Origin of the sequence: Rhodococcus sp. 14-2470-1a (assembly GCF_002259425.1) — a bacterium.
Lineage (GTDB): Bacteria > Actinomycetota > Actinomycetes > Mycobacteriales > Mycobacteriaceae > Rhodococcoides > Rhodococcoides fascians_E.
Genome location: NZ_NPFZ01000034.1, coordinates 81320 through 103477 on the forward strand (window position 1 = coordinate 81320; position 22158 = coordinate 103477).

Sequence of the window (22158 nt, forward strand, 5' to 3'; positions counted from 1 at the left end):
TTCTCGTGGAGGAAGACCATTGAAGCGATCACTCGTCACTACTCTCGTCGCAGTCGGCTCGTGCGCCGCACTTCTGTCCGCATGCTCGAACGCCGACGATTCGGACGCGCTGATGGACTCGACCGAGCCCACCAGCGCGTCCGAATCTTCGTCGGGATCCGACGTCACCGGTGACATCACCGTGTTCGCAGCCGCGTCACTGAAGGCCACGTTCACCGAGCTCGGCGAGACGTTCGAGGCCGAGCACCCCGGCGCCACCGTCGAATTCAATTTCGCCGGATCGTCCGACCTGGTGAACCAAATCGCTCAGGGCGCTCCCGCCGACGTCTTCGCCTCGGCCGACACCAACAACATGACCAAGGCGGTGGAAGGGAATCTCGTCGACGGGGACCCGGTGGACTTCGCCACGAACACACTCACCATCGTCACTGCTCCGGGCAACCCCGAGAACGTGACGTCGTTCGCGGACCTCGCGAACCCGGACGTACTGACGGTCGTCTGCGCACCCCAGGTTCCATGCGGAAGTGCCACCCAGAAGGTCGAGGACGCTACCGGAACCACGATCCCCGCGGTCAGTGAGGAGTCCGCCGTCACCGACGTACTCGGTAAGGTCACCTCGGGCCAGGCCGACGCGGGCCTGGTCTACGTCACGGACGCCGCGGGCGCCGGCGATCAGGTCACCGCGGTCGAGTTCCCGGAGGCGTCGGGTGCCGTCAACACCTACCCGATCGTGGTGCTGAAGAACAGCGACAACGCCGCCACCGCAGCCGCATTCGAAGCCCTCGTCACCGGAGAGCAGGGCCGGAAAGTTCTGGCCGAGGCAGGATTCGCCGCACCGTGATCTTTACGCGCCGCGGGAACGACGTCCGACTCGGCCTACCGGGCTGGATCTTCGTCCCCGCGGCAGTCGGCGCAGTGTTCGTGGTCCTTCCACTCGTCGCGATTCTCCTTCGAATCGAGTGGACCGACTTCGTTCCGCTCGTCACGTCGGAGTCGTCGCGGACGGCCCTGCTGCTCAGCATGAAGACCGCCGCGATCAGCACGTTGCTGTGCGTCGTGTTCGGAGTTCCGATGGCGCTCGTCCTCGCACGGACGGAATTCACCGGTCTGTCCGTCCTTCGTGCGCTGGTCTTGCTCCCCCTCGTGTTGCCTCCCGTCGTCGGCGGGATCGCCCTGCTCTACACGTTCGGTCGTCTCGGATTGATCGGTGAACATCTCGAAGCATGGGGTATCTCGATTGCCTTCTCGACGACGGCAGTGGTCCTGGCGCAGACGTTCGTGTCTCTGCCTTTCCTCGTGGTGAGCCTCGAAGGCGCACTGCGGACTTCGGGCCGCGACTACGAAACAGTGGCCGCCACTCTCGGTGCCAAGCCCACCACGGTGCTGCGCCGGGTCACCGTTCCGTTGGTGTTGCCCGGCCTCGTGTCCGGCGCGGTTCTCGCATTCGCCCGTGCCCTCGGTGAATTCGGTGCCACGCTGACGTTCGCGGGATCGCTGGAAGGAAGAACGAGGACTCTGCCACTGGAGATCTACCTCCAGCGTGAAACCGATGCCGACGCTGCCGTCGCACTGTCCCTGCTGCTGATCGTGGTCGCCGCCGTCATCGTCGTCGCAGCACGCGGTCGCCGGGTCGCCGGCGCATTGTGAGGGGGCCTGTGCTGTGAGTTCGATACACCTGAGCGCCGACGTCGCCGCCCGCGGCGTGGACATACAGTTCGACGCCGACGACGGCGAGACGGTCGCTGTCCTCGGGCCGAACGGAGCAGGCAAGTCCACCTTGCTCTCGCTGATAGCAGGCCTGATCAGACCGGATACAGGACGTGTCGTGCTGGGGCCGGACGTCGTGACCAACACCAGCACTGGGACATTCGTCCCCGCTCATGCACGTGGCGTGGCGAGCCTTACGCAGAAGCCACTGCTGTTTCCGCATCTGTCGGTCGAGGCCAACGTCGCGTTCGCGCCGCGCAGCCGAGGAGCCGGGCGACGTCAGGCGCATACGACGGCCCGTACGTGGCTCGGCGCGGTCGACGCGTTGGAGCTCGCCGACCGCCGACCGAGAGGGCTCTCGGGCGGACAAGCCCAGCGAGTAGCCATCGCACGAGCGCTCGCGGCCGACCCGCGGGTTCTTCTTCTCGACGAGCCGATGGCCGCCCTCGACATCGACACTGCGCCTGCGGTGCGCCGCTTGCTCCGCACCGTCCTGCGCGAGCAGAGACGCACCGCCGTCGTGGTGACCCACGACCTGCTCGACGCACTGGCACTCGCGGACACCGTCGTCGTCGTCGAGAAGGGAAGGATCGTCGAGCGGGGCCCGACGACCGAGGTACTCACCGCGCCTCGCAGCGCATTCGCCGCCAGGATAGCCGGGGTGAACCTGGTCGCCGGGACCGCGGACAGCGCAGGCTCGCTGACGACCGCCTGGGGTTCGACGGTTCACGGTCACGGGGAGTCCGTGGCCGGCGGTGCCGTCGCCGTGTTCGCGCCGTCGTCGGTCGCCGCCCACATCGAAGCCCCACATGCAAGTCCGCGCAACGTCTTTCCGGTGACGATCGCCGAGATGGACGTCCACGGCGCCACCGTTCGACTACGTGCGGCCAAGCATTCGGACGGCAGCCCCGGCATCGCCGCGGATGTGACGCCTGCTGCCGTCGCGGAATTGCACCTCGAACCTGGGATGGACGTGTTCTTCGTCGTCAAGAGCCAGGAAGTGACGATTCATCCGGCCTCACGCTGAATGTCGGCGCCGACCAGTGCCCACTTGCCGGACAGTGTCCTCACCACGACCGCGATCATGCGCAGGGTGACGAACACGCCGAGCCCGAACCAGATTCCGCGCAGTCCCCAGTCGAAGGCCAGGGCCATCCAGATCGCGGGTAGGAATCCGATCAGAGCGCACGCCAGTGTGGCCGTGCGGAGGAATGCTGCGTCGCCTGCGCCGAGGAGCACCCCGTCGAGGGCGAACACCACACCGGCGATCGGAACGATGACGACGAAGATCCACCAGATCGAGTGCATCTCGGCCACGACGCCGCCGTCCGTAGTGAATAGAGCCGGTATTACCGGACGTCCTACCGCGAACACGCCCGCAAGGACCGCGGCGAAGATCGTGGACCACACCGTCAGTCGCCATCCGAGGCGGGTGGCACCGCGCACATCCCCTCTACCCAGCGCCGCGCCCACCAAGGTCTGCGCGGCTATGGCAAGAGAGTCGAGCGTGAGGGACACCAGGTTCCACATGTGCAGGACCACCTGATTGGCGGCGACCGACGCGGCACCGAATCTCGACGCCACGGCCGCGGCCGACAGGAAGCACGCTTGGAATGCCAGGCTGCGGAGGACGAGGTCGCGACCCAGTACCGACTGTGCGCGCATGATCGACCACGACGGTCGCAGCGGCACGCCGGAACGCACCACCGCGGCCACGAAGAACGCGCCCGACACAGCCTGGCCGACGACGTTTGCCACTGCGGATCCGACGAGGCCGAGATCGGGGAACCCCGCGAGTCCGTGCACCAACAGTGGGCACAACACAGCGGACAGGCCGAGCCCGACCAGGACGAATCGAAGAGGCCTCACCGTGTTCTGGACACCACGCATCCACCCGTTCCCGGCAAGTGAGACGAGAATGAACGGCACGCCGAGCACCGCGACGCGGAACCACTGCACTGCCTGGGCCGTGATGTCGCCGCCGCCGCCGATGACGGTGAGGATCGGTACGCACAGCATCTGCATGACGCCCACGATGACTGTTCCGAGTATCAGTGCGAGCCAGGTCGCCTGCGCGCCCTCGCCCACGGCGTCACGTTCACGACCCGCTCCGTGCATGCGGGCAGCGCGGGCAGTCGTGCCGTAGGACAGGAACGTCAATTGGGTACTGACCTGGGCCAGTACCAGGCCGCCGACCGCCAGCCCGGCAAGGGCCGCTGCTCCGAGCCTACCTACGACAGCCGCATCGAACAGCAGGTACAACGGTTCCGCAGCGAGAACACCGAGCGCGGGAAGCGCAAGCCCGAGTATCCGACGAGGTGACGCATCCTGGGAGGCGTCGACGTCACCCGAGGGCATCTGTCAGAGTCTCGATCACGTCCGATTTCGAGCCGAAAGCAGTGAAGCCGGCAGCGTTGCGATGGCCGCCGCCGCCCAGAGTTGCTGCCACCGCGGACACGTCGACCGATGCCTTCGACCGAAGCGACACCGTCCATTCGTCGCCCGCCTGCTGCTTCAGTACCGCCGCTACTTCTGCCTCCGTGGTGGTTCGGACGATGTCGATGACACTTTCGATCTCCTCGGACCGAAGCCCTTCGGAGTTCTCACGAAGGATCGCCGCGTACACCAGGCCACGACCGCCGACTGCGTCGGGCACCAGCGTTGCCGAACCGAGGACGGAACCGAGCATGGGCAGCCAACCGAAGGGATGACTGTCGAGAAGTTTGCGTGCGATGGCACCACCGTCGATACCCGTCGCGAGCAAGCGCTCGGCCAGCAGATGCGAGCCGGGACGGACCCACCGGAACGAGCCTGTGTCGGTCACCAGGCCCGCGAACAGGCAGTGCGCCAACTCGGCATCGATGTCGACGTTCCAAAGATCGAGAAGGCGGGTGATGACGGCTGTCGTGGACTCGGCGTCGGCATCGACCACGTTCAGCGATCCGAATCGAGTGTTGGAACGGTGATGGTCGATCACCAGGGACGCGCGCGCCGAGTCGATCCGACTCGCCAAGCTACCGAGACGCTCGCGGCTGCCCGCGTCGACCGTCACCACCAAGTCCACCTGAGACCGGACTTGGTCCGACGGGACGAGCAGCTCGCACCCAGGCAGCTCGTTCATGGACTCGGGAAGCGTGTCGGGGACGGCGAACGACACCTGTACCGGGACGCCTCGGCGATGCAGGACCAGAGCAAGGGCCAAGCCGCTCCCGATCGTGTCGGCATCCGGGTGCACGTGGCAGAGCACGGTCACGCTCTGCGCGGTGTCCAGCAAGGACACAGCCGAGGTGAGCTCGGTCTCCACCGACTCGATGCCGGGTGTCGTCGTCACGTCGATCAGTCCAGGTCGGCGTTCGGGTCCGACGATGCTTCGCGCGGAGCCTTGTACGGATCCGGGTCACCGGCCGGCTTGGCGGAGGCCGCGACCCTGGCGACTTCGCTGTCCGCTTCGCGCGCGCGGGCGAGCAGTTCCTCCATGTGCCGCGCCGTGTCCGGAACGGTGTCCGTCACGAACGTCAACGTGGGGGTGAACCGCACTCCTGTACCTGCGCCGACCTTCGACCGGAGAACGCCCTTCGCCTTCTCCAGACCGGCGGCTGCACCCTCGAGATCAGGTGCGGTGTCCAGGTCCTCACCCATGACGGTGTAATAGATCGTCGCATCGTGCAGGTCAGCCGTGACCTTGCAGTCGGTGATGGTCACGAACGCCAACCGCGGGTCCTTGACCTCGTGGTCGATGGCCGTCGCAACGATGGCGGCAATTCGCTTGGAGAGCCGCCGAGCTCTCGCCTGATCCACCATGAACTCCACGCTCCTCACACACGGTGCCCGAGTCAGTCCTCGGGACCGAAAATTCTTCTTCTTACTGCCAACAATTCCAGATCGTGACGTTCGGCGACGTGCCGCTCGCATTCGTCCAGCTTGTCGTGCAGACCGTCGACATCCGATCCGACCGCGGCTATACCGAACAGCGAGCGCCGAAATCGGTCACGTTCACCCGTCTCCGCCGCGGACACACCGAACCGCTGCAGTTCCGACAGGACCGGTTCCACGGTCGACCGCTTGTCGGCGAGCGAACGTATGTCCCCCAGCAGTACGTCCAGCTCCAGAGCACCCAGGTACACGAGGCCTTCCTTCGATCGGTTCGCGTGAGACGCTCCGGCGGCGGTACGTGTGCCGTACCGCCGCCGAAGCAGAACTCAATGCAGTGCCACTCCCCTACTCACCACTGCCACCAGTGACCACGTCACTAGTCGCGAGGCTTCTCACGAAGCTCGTACGCCTCGATGACATCTCCCACCTTGATGTCCGAGTACGTCACCGTGAGACCACATTCGTATCCCTCGCGCACCTCGACCGCGTCGTCCTTCTCGCGGCGAAGCGAGGAGATGGTGACGGTCTCCGCGACCACTGCGTTGTCACGCAGCAACCGAGCCTTGGCATTGCGACGGATCGTACCGGAGGTGACGAGGCAACCTGCGATGTTTCCGACCTTGGAGGAACGGAACAGCGCGCGGATTTCGGCCTGACCCAGTGCCACCTCTTCGTAGATCGGCTTGAGCATGCCCTTGAGGGCCTTCTCGATTTCGTCGATCGCCTGGTAGATGACGGAGTAGTACCGGATGTCGACGCCCTCGCGGTTGGCCAGCTCGGTGGCCTTGCCCTCCGCGCGCACGTTGAAGCCGATGATGATCGCGTTGGATGCCGACGCCAGGTTGACGTTGGTCTCCGTGACGCCACCGACACCGCGGTCGATGACGCGCAGTTCGACTTCGTCGTCGATCTCGATACCGAGGAGAGCCTCTTCGAGGGCCTCCACCGTTCCGGAGTTGTCACCCTTGAGGATCAGGTTGAGCTGCGAAGTCTCCTTCAGAGCTGCATCGAGATCGTCGAGGCTGATGCGCTTGCGACTCTTCGCGGCGAGCGCGTTGCGCTTGCGTGCGTTGCGTCGATCGGCAATCTGACGGGCGATGCGATCCTCGTCGACGACGAGGAGGTTGTCGCCTGCTCCGGGCACCGAGGTGAAGCCGACGACCTGAACCGGCCGCGACGGCAGTGCCTCGGTGACATCGGCACCGTGCTCGTCGACCATGCGACGAACACGTCCGTAGGCGTCACCCGCCACGATCGAGTCGCCGACGCGGAGCGTTCCGCGCTGGATGAGCACGGTCGCCACCGGTCCACGACCGCGGTCGAGGTGTGCCTCGATGGCAACACCCTGAGCGTCCATGTCCGGGTTGGCCCGCAGGTCGAGAGCAGCATCCGCCGTCAGCAGCACCGCTTCGAGGAGGGCATCGATGTTGGTGCCCTGCTTGGCGGAGATGTCGACGAACATTGTGTCGCCGCCGTACTCTTCGGCAACCAGTCCGTACTCGGTCAGCTGCTGCCGGATCTTGTCCGGGTTCGCGCCTTCCTTGTCGATCTTGTTGACCGCGACCACGATCGGTACATCCGCAGCCTGCGCGTGGTTGATGGCCTCGACCGTCTGCGGCATGACGCCGTCGTCGGCCGCGACGACCAGGATTGCGAGGTCGGTGGCCTTGGCACCGCGAGCACGCATGGCCGTGAAGGCCTCGTGACCGGGGGTGTCGATGAAGGTCACGAGACGCTCGTTGCCTTCGAGCTCGGTCAACACCTGGTAGGCACCGATGTGCTGCGTGATTCCGCCGGCTTCGCCCTCACGAACGGCCGTGTTGCGGATCGAGTCGAGCAAGCGGGTCTTACCGTGGTCGACGTGGCCCATGACGGTGACCACAGGAGGACGCTGTTCGAGGTCTTCCTCGCCACCCTCGTCCTCGCCGTAGGTCAGGTCGAAGCTGTCGAGCAGCTCGCGGTCCTCGTCCTCCGGGCTGACGACCTGGACGACGTAGTTCATCTCGCCGCCGAGCAGTTCCAGCGTCTCGTCGTTGACCGACTGAGTGGCCGTCACCATCTCGCCGAGGTTGAACAGGGCCTGCACGAGTGCCGCCGGGTTCGCGTCGATCTTCTCCGCGAAATCGGACAGCGACGCACCGCGGGCAAGGCGAATCGTTTCGCCGTTGCCGCGTGGCAGCCTGACGCCGCCGACGGCGGGCGCCTGCATGGAGTCGTATTCCTGCCTCTTCTGACGCTTCGACTTACGTCCACGCCGAGGAGCACCACCTGGACGCCCGAAGGCACCGGCTGCTGCACCGCGCTGGCCTGGACGACCGCCACCACCTGGGCGACCGCGGAATCCGCCTGCGGGAGCTCCACCTGCAGGAGCACCACCGGGCGCGCCGGGTGCGCCGCCGCCGCGGTAGCCACCGCCACCACCCGGACGACCGCCTGGAGCGCCGCCTGGGCGGCCCGGGCGACCTGCTGCAGGTCCCGGACGTGCCGAACGAGTAGGCATTGCACCCGGGTTCGGGCGCGGAGGCATGGAACCGGGGCTCGGACGTGGGCCACCCTGGCCCGGAGCCGGACGGGGACCGCCCTGGCCGGGTGCCGGACGGCTACCCGCCTGGGGCGCAGCCGGGCGAGGTCCACCCTGACCGGGTGCCGGACGACCGCCGCCGGGGCGAGGTCCGCCCGGTGCGGGGCGCGGTGCCGGACGCTCGGCCGGAGCCGACGAGTACGGGTTGTTGCCGACACGGGGCGCCTTGGGACCGGGCTTCGGGCCGGGTGCGCCCGGCTTGGGTCCTGCGGGAGCCGCCGGCGCAGCAGACGCGGCTGGAGCCGCCGGTGCTGCGTTCTCGGTCGCCGGAGCCTGCGACGCGGGGCGAGCAGGAGCCGGAGTGGGACGCGACGGCGCCGGAGCAGCCGGGCGTGCCGGAGCGGACGGCTGGGGTGCCGACTGCTGGGGTGCCGACTGCTGCGGGGTGCTCTCCGGAGCCGGAGCGGACGGGGCCGGAGCTGCCGGGCGTGCCGCGGGCTTCGGGCCCGGTCGGGGTCCCGCACCAGGCTTGGCGGACGGTGCCGGCTTGGGCGAGCCGTTCGACGCGCCTGCGGCGGGAGCCGAGTCCGATGCTCCGGACGGGAAGGATTCACGAAGTCGACGCGCCACCGGCGCCTCGACGGTGGATGATGCGGACTTCACGAACTCGCCCTGCTCCTTGAGCCGTGCGAGTAGTTCTTTACTGGTGACACCGAGTTCTTTGGCCAACTCGTGCACGCGGGCCTTGCCTGCCACTGCTCTCCTCACTGAGAGGCCGAGCGAGGCATGGTGCCCGCACGACCTCGGGTTATCTCCGATGGACGTTCATCGTTGGTGCTTCACGGTGTGCTCATCAGTGCTGTTGCCTGTTCTTCTCGACGGGTGTAGCTCTGCATTCACTGCTCTGTATTCGGAGCCACCGGTCCCTCGGTGTCTGCCTCCACACCGTTTCCGATGAAGGCTTTCACCGCGGTCACGTCGACCACTCCTTGTACTCGTAGTGCTCTGCCGAATGCTCGGCGTCGTTCCGCATTGACCAGACATTCCGAGACGGGATGCAGCCACGCGCCCCGACCTGGAAGCCTGCGGTGGACGTCCGGGACGATCACGAATTCCGAGGAATCCGAATCACCCGTCCGACCGACCACGACTCGCAGCAGATCGACTGCCGGAACCCGCTCCTTGCATCCGACACAGGTGCGCACCGGCAGACGTGTAGGCGTCGAACCGGTGCTCCCATGACGGAAGGGCGTGGAGTTCAATTCCGAACCACCGACTACTCTACCGCTGTATTGCCCCGAACCCCGCATTCTGTCTTTACCCGCTGGTCGCCTCGGGTGCCACGGCAGCGTCGCTGCGGATATCGATTCTCCATCCGGTCAGACGGGCAGCCAATCGAGCGTTCTGCCCTTCCTTGCCGATCGCCAGAGACAGCTGGTAATCGGGGACGATGACGCGTGCGGCACGAGCGGCCGCGTCGACCACCGTCACCGATACAACCTTCGACGGCGACAGAGCATTCCCGACGAAGCGGGCGGGGTCCTCGTCGAAGTCGATGATGTCGATCTTCTCCCCCGCCAGCTCGCTCATCACGTTGCGCACACGCTGACCCATCGGACCGATGCACGCGCCCTTGGCGTTGAGGCCGGACACCGTGGAGGTCACCGCGATCTTCGACCGGTGACCGGACTCGCGAGCGACGGCGATGATCTCGACGGAACCGTCCGCGATCTCGGGCACCTCGAGGGCGAACAACTTGCGCACGAGATTCGGGTGGGTTCTCGACAGAGTGATCTGAGGTCCACGGTTTCCGCGCGCGACGCCCACGACGTAGCACTTGATGCGTTCACCGTGCTCGTACGACTCGCCCGGAACCTGCTCGGCGGGAGGCAACAGTCCGTCGGCGCCGTTGGCGTCGCTTCCGATCCGGACGATCACGGTGCCTTTCGCGTTGGCACGCGTGTCTCGCTGGATGACGCCGCCGACGATCTCGCCTTCGTGCGTCGAGAATTCTCCGAAGGAGCGCTCGTGCTCGGCGTCACGCAGACGCTGGAGAATGACCTGGCGAGCAGTGGTCGCTGCGATGCGGCCGAATCCCTCGGGAGTGTCGTCCCACTCCGAGATCGTGTTCCCGTCCTCGTCGATCTCCTTGGCCATCACCTTCACCGAGCCGCTCTTGCGGTCGACGTCGATCCAGGCGTGCTGCTGATGACCTTCCGTGTGGCGGTATGCGGTCAACAGAGCGGTCTGGATGGTCGAGATGACCGTCTCGATCGAGATACCCTTGTCCGCCTCGATGGCGCGCAGCGCGGCAATGTCGATATTCACTTGTCGGACCCTTCTTCCGGTTCTTCCACGTTCACGGTGTTCTCGGCGTCGGCCGGCGCCGGCCGGCCGTCCACGACGCCGCCCGCCAATTCCATCTCCTCGGGCTTGGGCCGCGAGAATTCCACCTGCACAACTGCTTTCACGACGTCCGTCAGCGCCACCCGGCGCGTCGACAGAACACCCTTCGTCTTCGTCACGACCGTCACGACGCCCGTGTCGAGTGCGCCGATCCTGGCGTCGAACTTCTCGTCCGGCAACTCGATCCGTACCGCTCGACCCCGTGCCCGACGCCAATGCCGTTCCAGCGTCAGAGGTCGGTCGATTCCGGGAGTGGTGACTTCGAGTGTGTACGGCGCCTCGCCGAAGTCCGACACCCCGTCGAACACGTCGGAGATCTCACGGCTGAGCGACGGCAGAGTGTCGAGATCGATTCCCTGTTCACGGTCGACCATGATCCGAACGGCACTGTGCTTGCCGGCTGCGACGACGGTGACGTCCTCGAGGTCGAAACCGTGTGCGTCGATCAGGTCGGACAGGAGCTCGACGACCCTCTCCTTGGACGGAACAGGCATCGTGGTGTGCACTCCTCGTGAAGTTGTGGGCGGATCGGTTCCTCAGACGGTGAACGTACAGCCTAGCGCCCATCGCGGCGGCCCGTGACCAGGTGCGGGTGCGCACCGGCAAAGTGAGACCTGGCAGCATGGACGCGTGCTGACGCCCGCGCTATCTCGCCCACTCACACGTCGCGCGTCGTTTCGACTGGTAGCGGGGGCGGCCCTCGCGGCGGCCGGGCTCACCTCGGTCACGGCCTGCACGCCGGGCGAGGACACCGCCGAGACGGTGGACACACTCACCACCCACCTGCGGCAGGCTCGTCAGGACGCGCGATCGGCCGCGGCACTCGCCGCCTCGATCCCGGATCGTGCTGCTGCACTGTCGGTCGTGGAACTCGAGCGCACCGCGCATGCCGACGCATTGGCGACGGAGATCGACCGCGTCGCAGGCGGGTCGACGACCACGCCTGCGACCTCCACCACGACCGATGGCCCGACTCCGACGTGGGACGAACTGGTGGCGGCCCTCACCGATTCGGCACGCAGCGCCGCTGATTCGGCACGCAACGAATCCGGCTTCCGCGCCGGCCTGCTGGGATCGATCAGCGCCGCGTGCACGACCTCGGTGAAGGTGGTGTTGGCGTGAACGAACTCGGTGAAGAGCAGCAGGCGCTCGTCGATGCGCTGGAGGCCGAGTATGCCGCGGTGTTCGCCTACGGGATCGTCGGGGCATTTTCCAATCCTGCGCGGGCGGAACTGGTGGCGACCTACACGGCGGCTCATCGGGCGCGACGTGACGCCACCATCGACGCGTTGACTGCGGCGAGCGTCACCCCGCCGCAGCCCGCGACCGCGTACGCGACGCCGTTTCCGGTGACCGACCCCGTCACCGCGGCCCAATTGGCGGCTCAGGCCGAGGCGGACACGTCCGTCGCGTGGCGCTCGGTGATCGAGCGCAGCCGGTCCGGCCCCACGCGCGAGATCGGAATCACTGCACTCACCGAAGCTGCGCTGCGACTTGCGAACTGGCGGACGATCCTGGGAGTGGTTCCGTCGACGGTGGCGTTTCCGGGTCAGCCGTAGGCGTCGTCGCGCCGATGCCCGAGGGCATGAACAGTGCGGCCAGAATCCCGACCGCGACTGCTGCGGCGCCGACCAACAGCGCGGGCGCCAGCGCATCGGTGTATCCGGTGGGAGTCAACGATCCCCCGCTGCCCAGGAAGACCGCTGTGAGAACAGCGATTCCGAGCGCGATACCGATCTCGCGAATGGTCGAGTTGGTGCTGCTGGCCGTGGCGTGATCGACGTCGGCCATGTCGGTGAGCACCGCCGTCGCCGACGGCGCGAACGTGAGGCCCATTCCGATTCCGGCCATGGCCAGGGCGGGAACCATGCTGATGTACGTCGTTCCCGGTTCCAGTATCGCCGCCATCCACACCAAGGCTCCGGACTGCAACGTCAGACCTGCGACGAGCAGCGTCCGTAGACCCAGCCGGGGTGCCAACACACCTGCGAGGGGTGCCACGATCATCGGGGCAGCCGTCCACGGCAACGTCCGCAGTCCTGCTTGGAACGGTGTGTATCCCATGACGATCTGCAGATACTGAGACAGAAGGAAGACCGCGCCGAACATCCCCAGAGTGAACGACACACCGATGATGTTGGCGACGGAGAAACTGCGAGAGCGGAACAACCGAAGTGGAACGACCGGATGTTCCGTCGACCTCTGACGTAACACGAACGCCACCATGGACACCGCCGATCCGACGAACGAGAGAAGCACCGTCGTCGAGGCCCAGCCGTCCTCGTTTCCGTGCACCACCGCCCACACCAGCAGGAAGACACCCGCGCCCGCGAGCAGGATTCCGACGAGGTCCAGCGGCTGACGATGTCCGTAGGACTCCTTCAGCGCCACGAGGGCGAGTGGCACCGCGACGAGTGCCACGGGGACATTGATCCAGAAGATGGCCTCCCACGAGATGCCGTCCACGACCGCGCCGCCGACGACCGGACCGAGCGCGACACCGAGACCGGACACTCCGCCCCAGATCCCGATGGCCAGTGCACGTTTCGCGGCGGGTACGACTCCGGCGAGGAGCGTCAGCGACAGCGGCATGATCGCGGCGGCTCCCACGCCCTGAATCGCTCGGGCGGCGATGAGCATCGCCGGTGTCGTCGCAAGTGCGGAACCGATCGAGGCGATCGTGAACACGGCGATGCCCCCGAGGAAGACGTTGCGGCGGCCCCACCGGTCGCCGAGCGTCGCGGCTGCGAGCATCAGCGTCGCGAAGCTGAGCGTGTACGCGTTCATGAACCACTGCAGTTCTCCGACCGAGGCCGACAGGTCTGCCTGGATCACCGGGAGCGCACTGGTCATCACCAGGTTGTCGAGGGTCGCCATGAACATCGGTAGCGACGCGGCGAGAATCCCGACCCAGATCGGAATTCGCCGTTCGGTATCGATCCTTGGCGGAGCTGTCTTCGTGGACATGAGAAAGCCTCCGAGTTATGTAAGCATCGAATGATTACTTGAATCGGAACGCTAGTTATCAACTGATAACCTGTCAACATGCCAGCGCCGAAGACCACCCGCATGGACGCAGCCGATCGCCGTGAATTGGTGCTCGACGCTGCCACTCGAGCATTTGCCCGGGGCGGCTACGCCGGAACCAGCACCGACGCCGTCGCCAAGGAAGCGGGCGTGTCTCAGCCCTACGTCGTCCGGATGTTCGGCACCAAGAGCGAATTGTTTCGCCTCGTGTTCCAGCGCGCGATCGACGGGATCATGCGCGCGTTCGATCGCGTTCTCGACGAGTCACCGTCGGAGTCCGACGTCTGGCCCGCACTGGGTCGGGCGTACGCGGCCCTCGTCACCGACCGAGACCTTCTGCTGGTCATGATGCACGGTTTCACCGCGAGCACCACACCGGAGATCGGGACCCAAGCGCGTGACGGCATGTCCGCGATCTACACCCAGATACGCGGACGCACCGGGTGCACGCCCGACGAGGCCCGCGACTTCATCGCGCACGGCATGTTGCTCAACTGCCTGCTGGCCATCCAGGCAGTCGAACACTCGACCGAGGAGTCTCCCCTCGCCGAACTCGCCGATTGCGCGTTCGGGCCGAAGCTGGCCCAGTTCGTCAAGACCTCGGGCTAGGGCCGCATCTCGTAGACCCCGTCGTACGCCAGAACCTCACCCCACACCGCGTCGAATCTCGCGGCGTTCACGACGGGTTTGCGCAGCGCGCCGACAGCCCATGCCTGTTGCGCCTCCGTCGAGGACGGCTTGCTGTACAACGCAACGGCATACGCAGAGAAATCGCGTACCTGAAAGTCGAAGATCTGATCGAGAACTTCGGTCGACACCGCGTCCGCGCTCTCGAGAATCAAGTGACCGTAGACCACGAGCGAGAACAGATGCCCGACGTTCAGTAGGAAATCGAGATCACGCTGCTGCTCCTCGTTGGGCGCCGACTCGGTCAGAAACTGCCTGAACGCCAACACCTGCTCGTAGAAGCGCCCGACGTTGGGCACGGCCGAGTATTTCTCGTACACGGGCACCCAGTCCTGGAACCGGACCTTGCTCGCGCCGCGCGCCGGTCCCTGAGCGAAGAAGAAGGCGTCGTCCGACGCGTCGTCGCGAACCTCGACCGCCGGAAACTCCGTGGGCGCGAACATGTACGCCGGCATGAACTTGAGCATCAACGCCACGTTGACGTGGACCGTGCCTTCGAGTTTGGGCAACGTACCGATCAGTTGCGCCGCCTCCCTGAAGTACGTGTTCTTCTCGTACCCCTTCGCCGCGATGACGTCGTGCAGTGTACGAACCACGGTTTCGCCCTCCGACGTGACCTTGGCCTTGGTCATCGGATTGAACAGGAGATACCGACGGTCCTCCGCCGACGCGGATCGGAAGTAATCGAGGGCACGAGCGCTGAACAGTTTCATGGCGATCAGCCGCGCGTACGCATCGACGAAACTTGCTCTCACGTGCGGAAATTCGGTGACCCGGTTGCCGTAGAGGATGCGATTGTGCGCGTGGGTGATTGCCTCGTGAAAGGCGTGCTCGCAGATGCCGATCGACCCCGTGCACAGGTTGAACTTGCCCACGTTGACGGTGTTCAGCGCCGCGGAGAACGCGTCGGCGCCGGTGTGCAGAATGTCCTCGGCACGGACCGGGTAGTTCTCGAGCGCGAACGTGCTGACGAACATCTGACCGTGAACCACGTTGTCTCGCAACACGTATCCGTCATGGCCGCTGTCCGCAACGAAGAAGACGTACGCTTCGGGACCCTCGACATCGGTGCGACGACCGAACACGGACACAGTCCCTGCCACATTGCCGTTGCCTATGTAGTACTTCTCGCCCGACGCCGTGAACTCGACGCCGTCTCCTCCGCCCGGAGCCAGAAGCATGTCGGTCGAATAGACGTCGGCACCGTGTGCCCGCTCGGACAGACCGAACGCGGCGACGCCGCCCTCGTCCAGCAACGCAGCGGCCCGACGCTTGGCTGCGTCGTTGTCGCTCATCCAGACAGGACCCAGCCCGAGGACGGTGACCTGCCACGCATACCAGTAGGACAGGCCGTAGAAGCCGAGGATCTCGCTGAGCACCGCGTTGCGCGACGCATCCCATCGCTTGTTCGGATCACCGTCCGCATGCGCAGCAGGCGTGCAGAACGTGGCGAACAGCTTCTCCTTCGCGACGAACGCGAGAAAGTCCGCCGTCCAGACCGCGTCGAGGTCGTCGGAGAGCAACCTCGCCTTACCTCGATCCTCGAACCAGTCGATCAAAGACCGAAGTTGCCGCGCTGACTCGTCGTCGAGTGTCGACGTGTCCAGCTTCGTGGGATCGAACAAAGAAACCTGCGACGCCATTGTTATCTCTCCCTGGTCGGTTAGCTAGAAGCTACCAGCGAGTAACCGACCAGGGTGGCGAATCAGTCTCTACGGCGAACAGCCTTCACGATCTCGGCAGCGGCCGTCGCCTTGTCCAACTCGACGCTCTCGCCGGTGAAGCGGTCGCGCATCTCGACCTTGCCGTCGGCCCATCCTCGGCCGACGACGACCACCAGAGGCATGCCGAGCAGCTCGGAGTCCTTGAACTTGACGCCAGGCGACGCCTTCCTGTCGTCGAACAGGACGTCGAGTCCCTGCACGTTCAACTCCGACGCGATCGCCTCGGCACCGTCGCGCGCAGCCTCGTCCTTGTTCGCGATGACCAAGTGAACGTCGTACGGCGCGATCTCCGCAGGCCAACGCAGGCCCTTGTCGTCGTGCATCTGCTCGGCCACCACGGCTACGGCACGCGTGATACCGACACCGTAGGAACCCTGTACGAGGCGCACCGGCTTGCCGTTCTCACCGAGAACGTCCACTGTGAACGCGTCGGTGTACTTGTAGCCGAGCTGGAAGATGTGGCCGATCTCGATTCCGCGCGCGCTGACGAGCGGTCCGCGTCCGTCCGGCGACATGTCACCGTCGCGCACCTCGGCCGCCTCGATGGTCCCGTCCGGAGTGAAGTCGCGGCCGGCCACGAGGTTCGCCACGTGCTTGCCCTTGACGTCCGCGCCGGTGATCCACGACGTTCCGTCGACGATCCTGGGGTCGACGAGATACCGAACACCGTTGGCCTGCAGGCCACGAGGCCCGATGTACCCCTTGACCAGGAAGGGGTTGGCCTCGAAGTCCGCGTCGGTGAGCAACTGGTACTCGGCGGGCTCGAGCGACGCCTCGAGACGCTTCTCGTCCACCTCGCGGTCTCCGGGGACGCCGACGGCGAGCAGTTCCCACTCACCGTCGGGCTGGCGCACCTTGAGCAGAATGTTCTTCAGCGTGTCCGCGGCGGTGACGGTCCGGCCGAGATCTGCGCTGTTGGCCCAGTCGACCAGTGTCGCGATGGTCGGGGTCTCGCCGGTCTCGTAGTCGACCGCCTCGGGCTGACCCTCGATGGGCAGCGAGTCCGGGCGGGCGGTGGTGACGGCTTCGACGTTGGCTGCATAGCCGGACTCGACGCAACGAACGTAGGTGTCCTCACCGACCTCGCTCTCGGCGAGGAACTCCTCGGAGGCACTGCCGCCCATCGCGCCGGACGTGGCCGCGACGATGACGTACTTGATACCGAGCCGCGCGAAGATGCGCTGGTAGGCCTCGCGGTGGGCGTGATAGGACGCCTTCAACCCGTCCTCGTCGAGGTCGAAGGAGTACGAGTCCTTCATGATGAACTCACGACCACGCAGAACGCCTGCGCGGGGACGCTCCTCGTCGCGGTACTTGTTCTGAATCTGGTACAGGGTGACCGGCAGGTCCTTGTAGGAGTTGTACTCACCCTTGACCGTGAGCGCGAACAGTTCCTCGTGCGTCGGACCGAGCAGCATGTCGTTGCCCTTGCGGTCCTTCAGCCGAAACAGCGCGTCGCCGTACTCGGTCCATCGATTGGTGGACTCGTACGGTTCACGAGGCAGCAGGGCAGGCAACGAGATCTCTTGTGCGCCGATCGCATTCATCTCTTCACGGACGACGTTCTCGATCTTCCGGAGCACCTTCAGACCCAGCGGCAGCCACGAGTAGACACCCGGCGCGATACGACGGACGTAGCCGGCACGAACCAGAAGCTTGTGGCTGTCGACCTCGGCGTCGGCGGGGTCGTCGCGGAGGGTACGAAGGAACAACTGCGAAAGACGGGTGATCACGGGGTACGAGCGTAGTCGGTGCCCAGCGAAACGGTAACGTTGCTCCCCGTGCTCATCCTGCTCCCACCTTCCGAAACCAAGTCCGACGGCGGTGTGGGATCACCTCTCGACCTCGACCAGCTGTCGTTGCCGGACCTCACCCCGTTGCGGCAGAAACTCGCGGATGCCCTGGTCGAGTTGGCTGCGGACGTCGAGGCCTCGAGCGCAGCCCTCGGACTCGGTCCGACCCAGGCCGACGAGATCCAGCGCAACGCGGCGCTGTGGACGTCGCCGACCGCTCCTGCTCTCAGCCGCTACACCGGCGTGCTGTACGACGCACTCGACGCCCGTTCGTTCACGCGTGCAGGCCGCGCCCGGGCCGCGGCACGCCTGTGGATCGGCTCCGCCCTGTTCGGAGCGGTGCGCGCGACCGATCCCATCCCGTCGTACCGCTTGTCCGGCGGGTCGAAGATTCCCGGATTCGGCACGCTGCGCTCACTGTGGAAGCCGGACCTGACCGAGGCACTTCTGGCCGAGGCCGACGATCTGGTGGTCGACCTTCGATCCGGGACGTATCAGCAGCTGGGTCCGGTCCCAGGGGCGGTCACGGCGACCGTTCTCACCGAGAAGCTCGACGGCACCCGGTCCGTCGTCAGCCACTTCAACAAGCACCACAAAGGCCTGCTGGCGCGCGCACTGACGCTGACGACCGCCGAACCGAAGGACGTCAAGGGAGTGGCACGGGTCGCAGCGAAGTCCGGGCTTCGCGTAGAGGTCGCCTCGCCGACCGAGTTGATCGTGCTCACCGAATGAACCCGGTTCCTTCGCTGCTGCGGCAGGGCGCCGACGCTTCATACGGCCGCAGCAAGGACCTGCGACTCGTCGACGACATCGCCGACCGGTTGATCGCGCTCGACGAGTTCGACCCGCAGGCACTCGGGTCGCTGGCGCTCACCAACATGATCCAGACGATGTACGAAGCAGGATGGCAACCGTTCGACCTGCTGCACATCGTGCGACGCCAACAAACCGTCGCTGTGTCTTCGCTTGCGGCAGCGGCAATTCTGCACCAATCGGATCTGACCGACGCCGACGACCGTGCGCCGCAGAGCTGGGTCGATCAGCTCTCGGAGATCTGTGCCGCGTATCCCAAAGCTGCGGCCCGAGTCGAAGCGTCTCCGAGCTTCCTGGCGGCACAGTTGTCGGCGAGCGGAAAATCGGACTACATCGCTGCCAGTGATCAATGGATCGCGGTGCTCGCGCTTCTGGGGCAGTGGCAACAATTGCCGAGATGGCCGCAGATCGGGCCGCTGCCCTCACAGTGGCCACGCAAGCGTGCTCCTCGCATGGACCGCGGCGTGACGACCGGTGAATCACCGAACGGCAAGGTGCTCGGCAGGATCCGCGGACTGCTCGCGAAGGCGGACGCCACCGACTTCGAAGAAGAAGCCGAGACCCTGACCGCCAAGGCGCAGGAACTGATGACGCGGTACTCGATCGACTCGCTGCTGTTGACCGAAGGCAACGTCGACGTGATCAGCCGTCGACTCCACGTCGACAACCCTCATGCACCTGCGAAAGCACAGCTGCTGCACGCCGTCGGCGACGTCAATCGGGTCAAGTCCATCTGGGATCCCGAGTTCGCCGTCGCTACTCTCGTCGGCTCCCCCGTCGACGTCGAGCAGACCGAACTGCTGTTCACCTCGTTGCTCGTCCAGGCGACGCGGGCACTGTCGCACTCGCCGAAAGCCAAGCGACGCAAAGGGGCTGCATCCGCAGCGTTCGGCAAGGCGTTTCTGTTCGCCTATGCCGTCAGGATCGGCGAGCGTCTCGCCGACGTCGGCGCACTCGCCCTCGAGGAGGCGACAGAACAGTCGGGAAGCCTGCTCCCGATGCTCGCCGCACAGACTGCGGCCGTCGAAGAGGAATTCGATCGGTTGTTCCCCAACGTCAGAGCGATGCGGGGGCCACGACTCGACGCCGAGGGATGGCATTCGGGGCAAACCGCTGCCGACGAGGCAGAGCTGACCTGAGTCGACCGTCATCGTCGTCGTTCGGCCCGCCGCCGCGCCCGATCGAACTTTTCACGCACCTGCCCGAAAGCCCACAGGTCCTTCCACCCCCACCTGACGACTTCCAACGCGTGATCGCGAAGTTCGTCCTCGCGCTGCTTCTCCTTGACCGTGGTCTCACCGTCGTTGTATTTGCCGAGACCATCGAATTCGCCGACGATTCGCCACCGCTTCCAGAAGAAGTCCACTCGTGCGAGGAACCTTACCCCGACCCGAAGCACCTGCTGCAGTGCGGGTTCCGGGAATCCGAACTCCACCATCCGCAGCCTGCTCGACGACTCCCCCGGGCTTTCACTGAGGCCGTTCATCGCTGCCACAGCCCGCCGAGCAGCACCGACTCCAGCCGAACGAGCCGAGCATTCGACCGCAGCACGTAACTGGCCCGCGGACACCTTCTTCGATCGGAGGCCTGAATCACCGATCACCACAGCATGATCGAGGTCGATGATTCGGGCGCAGTCGCTCACAGTCCGGTTTAATGTAGTGACCGGCACTCCGTCCACTATCGTAACGGATCCGGTGGGCACGGCACCCGTGTGCACGTGCAGGCGCCGGGTGGTTCGGCCGTGCCCACCGGGAACCGTGAGATGTACACGACCCAGGTCGGTATTCCACAGATCGAGTCCGTGCACGACAGCAGCCGAAATATGGCTCGCGATCGCATCTTCGGAGTTCGCTCGCAGGGTCGCGACCGTGAGAAGCCGGTGCTTCTGCCCGCATCGAGCGAATCGTAGAATCCGCGACTCGTGTAGTGGCCGGGCACCAGTCGCTGCAGTTCGCCTCGCGAACAAAGCCTTTGCAGATCCGTGTTGGAGTATCCCGCAGCAATCGCGGCGGTTCGGGAGATCAACCCGAAAGAGTCTGGTTGCATGCGTACATACTCTTCACCGAAACGCGCACCGCATTCGAACCATCTCGTTTTTTGTGAATGAACCGGGGTCCTGTGGATGAATTCCTGGACGCCCGTGCAACTTCGTATCCGACGAAGCATTCACCCGCCGACCTGTACAGCTGCGCACCTGAATATCCCGTCGGCAGACGCACCGTCACAGCAGACTCGACTCCCAGGCACAATGAAACGAGTGCACCACACTCTCGACGACGTCATCACCCGCTCGACGGAACTGCTTCGCGCGAAAGATCTCGCCGGCATGTCCCAACTCGTCGCGGACCTGCCGCCTGCCGACGCAGCGCGGATTCTCGAACGTACGGACTCGGCCGAACGCGCGGTGCTGTACCGATTGCTGCCGAAGGATCGCGCACTCGATGTGTTCGAGCAGTTCGACGCATCGGTCCGCAGCGAACTCGTCACCGCGCTGCGAGACGACGACGTCGTCACCCTCTTCGCCGAACTGGATCCCGACGATCGCGTCGAACTCGTCGACGAACTTCCCTCCAATGTGGCGCACCGGTTGATGCAAGGACTTTCACGGACGGAGCGTGAGCTCACCGCGCCGATGCTCGGCTACGCGAAAGGGTCCGTCGGACGACGGATGAGCCCCGAGTACGTCCGTGTCCGCCCCACCACGACGGCGGACGAGGCCCTGGCTCAGGTGCGGGCGATCGGAGCCGGTGCCGAGTCCGTCTATCTGCTTCCGATCACCGACGACAGCCGACGGCTCGTCGGCGTCGCGACGCTCGCCGACGTTGCCACCGCCGACCCCGCGACGGTCGTCGAGAACCTCTCGACGAGCCGGCCCGTCGTCACGGCCGACGTCTCCGCCGAGGAAGCCGCCCGTTCGTGCCTCGACCATCGAAGCCCAGCCGTCGTGGTCGTCGATTCGGAGAATCGCTTGATCGGCATCCTCACCATCGACCAGGCATCACGCATTCTCGAAGATGCCGAGGACGAAGATGCGGCTCGTGCCGGCGGCACCGAGCCTCTGCGCCGGCCGTACCTGGCCACTCCGGTGCTGAGCATCGTGCGATCGCGTGTGGTGTGGCTGCTTGTCCTCGCGCTGTCCGCCATTCTCACCGTGCAAGTACTCGAAATCTTCGAGCATGCGCTGGCTGCGGTGGTGACGCTCGCACTGTTCATTCCGCTGCTCACCGGAACCGGTGGCAACACCGGATCCCAAGCCGCCACCACGGTGACTCGTGCACTTGCCGTCGGCGACGTACGCCCACGCGATATCGGCGCGGTACTGTTCCGCGAAATTCGCGTGGGCGCAACCATGGGCGCGATGCTCGGAACGCTCGGATTCGTGATCGCAGGCCTTGTCTACGACTGGCATCTCGGCCTGGTCATCGGATCCACCCTCCTCGCGATCTGCACTCTGGCAGCTACTGTCGGGGGCGCGATGCCACTGTTGGCCAAGAAGATCGGCGTCGACCCTGCCGTGTTCTCGACGCCGTTCATCTCGACGTTCTGCGACGCAACGGGATTGATCGTCTACTTCGCGATCGCGAAGCTCGTGCTGGGCGTCTAG

21 protein-coding genes are annotated in these 22158 nt (G+C 65.5%); 9 read left to right on the forward strand and 12 right to left on the reverse strand.

Annotated features, from left to right (window positions below):
- Positions 1-19 precede the first annotated feature (19 nt).
- From modA to CH292_RS24270, 3 genes are read left to right on the forward strand one after another with little or no spacing between them, the layout of a single operon-like run.
- Positions 20-841 (forward strand): molybdate ABC transporter substrate-binding protein, encoded by an 822-nt coding sequence (modA, locus tag CH292_RS24260; RefSeq protein WP_094655906.1) that lies wholly within the window; start codon positions 20-22, stop codon positions 839-841.
- On the forward strand, positions 838-1647 hold the full coding sequence (locus CH292_RS24265) for an ABC transporter permease (protein WP_019664187.1): 810 nt from the start codon (positions 838-840) through the stop codon (positions 1645-1647). The genes modA and CH292_RS24265 overlap by 4 nt, the downstream gene beginning before the upstream one ends.
- A 13-nt stretch (positions 1648-1660) precedes the next feature.
- The gene (locus tag CH292_RS24270; RefSeq protein ID WP_179278065.1) at positions 1661-2734 is read left to right on the forward strand and encodes an ATP-binding cassette domain-containing protein; all 1074 of its coding nucleotides are present in this window, start codon (positions 1661-1663) and stop codon (positions 2732-2734) included.
- On the opposite strand, the gene CH292_RS24275 is transcribed toward CH292_RS24270, so the two are convergent.
- From CH292_RS24275 to rimP, 8 genes are all read right to left on the reverse strand, one after another.
- Positions 2716-4065 (reverse strand): MATE family efflux transporter, encoded by a 1350-nt coding sequence (locus CH292_RS24275; RefSeq protein WP_094655908.1) that lies wholly within the window; start codon positions 4063-4065, stop codon positions 2716-2718. The genes CH292_RS24270 and CH292_RS24275 overlap by 19 nt on opposite strands.
- Positions 4052-5038, reverse strand: a complete 987-nt coding sequence (locus CH292_RS24280; RefSeq protein WP_019664190.1) for a bifunctional oligoribonuclease/PAP phosphatase NrnA — start codon at positions 5036-5038, stop codon at positions 4052-4054. The genes CH292_RS24275 and CH292_RS24280 overlap by 14 nt, the downstream gene beginning before the upstream one ends.
- Positions 5039-5043: 5 nt before the next feature.
- Positions 5044-5508, reverse strand: a complete 465-nt coding sequence (gene rbfA / locus CH292_RS24285; protein ID WP_026347625.1) for a 30S ribosome-binding factor RbfA — start codon at positions 5506-5508, stop codon at positions 5044-5046.
- 32 nt (positions 5509-5540) lie between these two features.
- A complete protein-coding gene (locus CH292_RS24290; protein ID WP_019664192.1) occupies positions 5541-5831 on the reverse strand; it encodes a DUF503 domain-containing protein in 291 nt (96 codons plus the stop codon).
- A 125-nt stretch (positions 5832-5956) separates the two neighbouring features.
- Complete coding sequence (infB, locus tag CH292_RS24295; RefSeq protein ID WP_094655909.1) at positions 5957-8857, reverse strand: translation initiation factor IF-2; 2901 nt, start codon at positions 8855-8857, stop codon at positions 5957-5959.
- Positions 8858-8997: 140 nt separating this feature from the next.
- On the reverse strand, positions 8998-9306 hold the full coding sequence (locus tag CH292_RS24300) for a YlxR family protein (protein ID WP_020110262.1): 309 nt from the start codon (positions 9304-9306) through the stop codon (positions 8998-9000).
- A gap of 112 nt (positions 9307-9418) precedes the next feature.
- Positions 9419-10429, reverse strand: coding sequence for a transcription termination factor NusA (nusA, locus tag CH292_RS24305; protein WP_019664195.1), 1011 nt, complete (start codon positions 10427-10429; stop codon positions 9419-9421).
- Positions 10426-11001: a ribosome maturation factor RimP gene (gene rimP, locus CH292_RS24310; RefSeq protein ID WP_027498559.1), complete on the reverse strand. Its 576-nt coding sequence runs from the start codon at positions 10999-11001 to the stop codon at positions 10426-10428. Before rimP ends, nusA begins: the two co-directional genes overlap by 4 nt.
- Before the next feature lie 136 nt (positions 11002-11137).
- Between rimP and CH292_RS24315 the strand changes: the two genes are divergently transcribed.
- Both CH292_RS24315 and CH292_RS24320 read left to right on the forward strand, forming a co-directional pair.
- A complete protein-coding gene (locus CH292_RS24315) occupies positions 11138-11629 on the forward strand; it encodes a hypothetical protein (protein ID WP_019664197.1) in 492 nt (163 codons plus the stop codon).
- The gene (locus CH292_RS24320; RefSeq protein ID WP_094655910.1) at positions 11626-12066 is read left to right on the forward strand and encodes a ferritin-like domain-containing protein; all 441 of its coding nucleotides are present in this window, start codon (positions 11626-11628) and stop codon (positions 12064-12066) included. Before CH292_RS24315 ends, CH292_RS24320 begins: the two co-directional genes overlap by 4 nt.
- Here CH292_RS24320 and CH292_RS24325 read toward each other — a convergent pair.
- Complete coding sequence (locus CH292_RS24325) at positions 11981-13474, reverse strand: DHA2 family efflux MFS transporter permease subunit (protein ID WP_019664199.1); 1494 nt, start codon at positions 13472-13474, stop codon at positions 11981-11983. The two genes, CH292_RS24320 and CH292_RS24325, sit on opposite strands and share 86 nt — an antisense overlap.
- Positions 13475-13552: 78 nt before the next feature.
- On the opposite strand from CH292_RS24325, the gene CH292_RS24330 reads away from it, so the two are divergent.
- On the forward strand, positions 13553-14143 hold the full coding sequence (locus CH292_RS24330) for a TetR/AcrR family transcriptional regulator (protein WP_020110266.1): 591 nt from the start codon (positions 13553-13555) through the stop codon (positions 14141-14143).
- On the opposite strand, the gene CH292_RS24335 is transcribed toward CH292_RS24330, so the two are convergent.
- Together CH292_RS24335 and CH292_RS24340 are read right to left on the reverse strand one after the other, a co-directional pair.
- The gene (locus CH292_RS24335) at positions 14140-15864 is read right to left on the reverse strand and encodes an acyl-CoA dehydrogenase family protein (protein ID WP_094627143.1); all 1725 of its coding nucleotides are present in this window, start codon (positions 15862-15864) and stop codon (positions 14140-14142) included. The two genes, CH292_RS24330 and CH292_RS24335, sit on opposite strands and share 4 nt — an antisense overlap.
- A gap of 62 nt (positions 15865-15926) precedes the next feature.
- Entirely contained in the window at positions 15927-17678 is a 1752-nt protein-coding gene (locus CH292_RS24340; protein WP_094627141.1) for a proline--tRNA ligase, read from the reverse strand.
- Positions 17679-17726: 48 nt separating this feature from the next.
- Between CH292_RS24340 and yaaA the strand changes: the two genes are divergently transcribed.
- Together yaaA and CH292_RS24350 are read left to right on the forward strand one after the other, a co-directional pair.
- On the forward strand, positions 17727-18470 hold the full coding sequence (yaaA, locus tag CH292_RS24345; RefSeq protein WP_094655911.1) for a peroxide stress protein YaaA: 744 nt from the start codon (positions 17727-17729) through the stop codon (positions 18468-18470).
- Entirely contained in the window at positions 18467-19690 is a 1224-nt protein-coding gene (locus tag CH292_RS24350; protein ID WP_094655912.1) for a DUF2786 domain-containing protein, read from the forward strand. The genes yaaA and CH292_RS24350 overlap by 4 nt, the downstream gene beginning before the upstream one ends.
- A gap of 8 nt (positions 19691-19698) precedes the next feature.
- Here CH292_RS24350 and CH292_RS29455 read toward each other — a convergent pair whose 3' ends face one another.
- Entirely contained in the window at positions 19699-20196 is a 498-nt protein-coding gene (locus tag CH292_RS29455; RefSeq protein ID WP_256978512.1) for a hypothetical protein, read from the reverse strand.
- A gap of 615 nt (positions 20197-20811) precedes the next feature.
- Between CH292_RS29455 and mgtE the strand changes: the two genes are divergently transcribed.
- The gene (gene mgtE / locus CH292_RS24360; protein WP_020110270.1) at positions 20812-22158 is read left to right on the forward strand and encodes a magnesium transporter; all 1347 of its coding nucleotides are present in this window, start codon (positions 20812-20814) and stop codon (positions 22156-22158) included.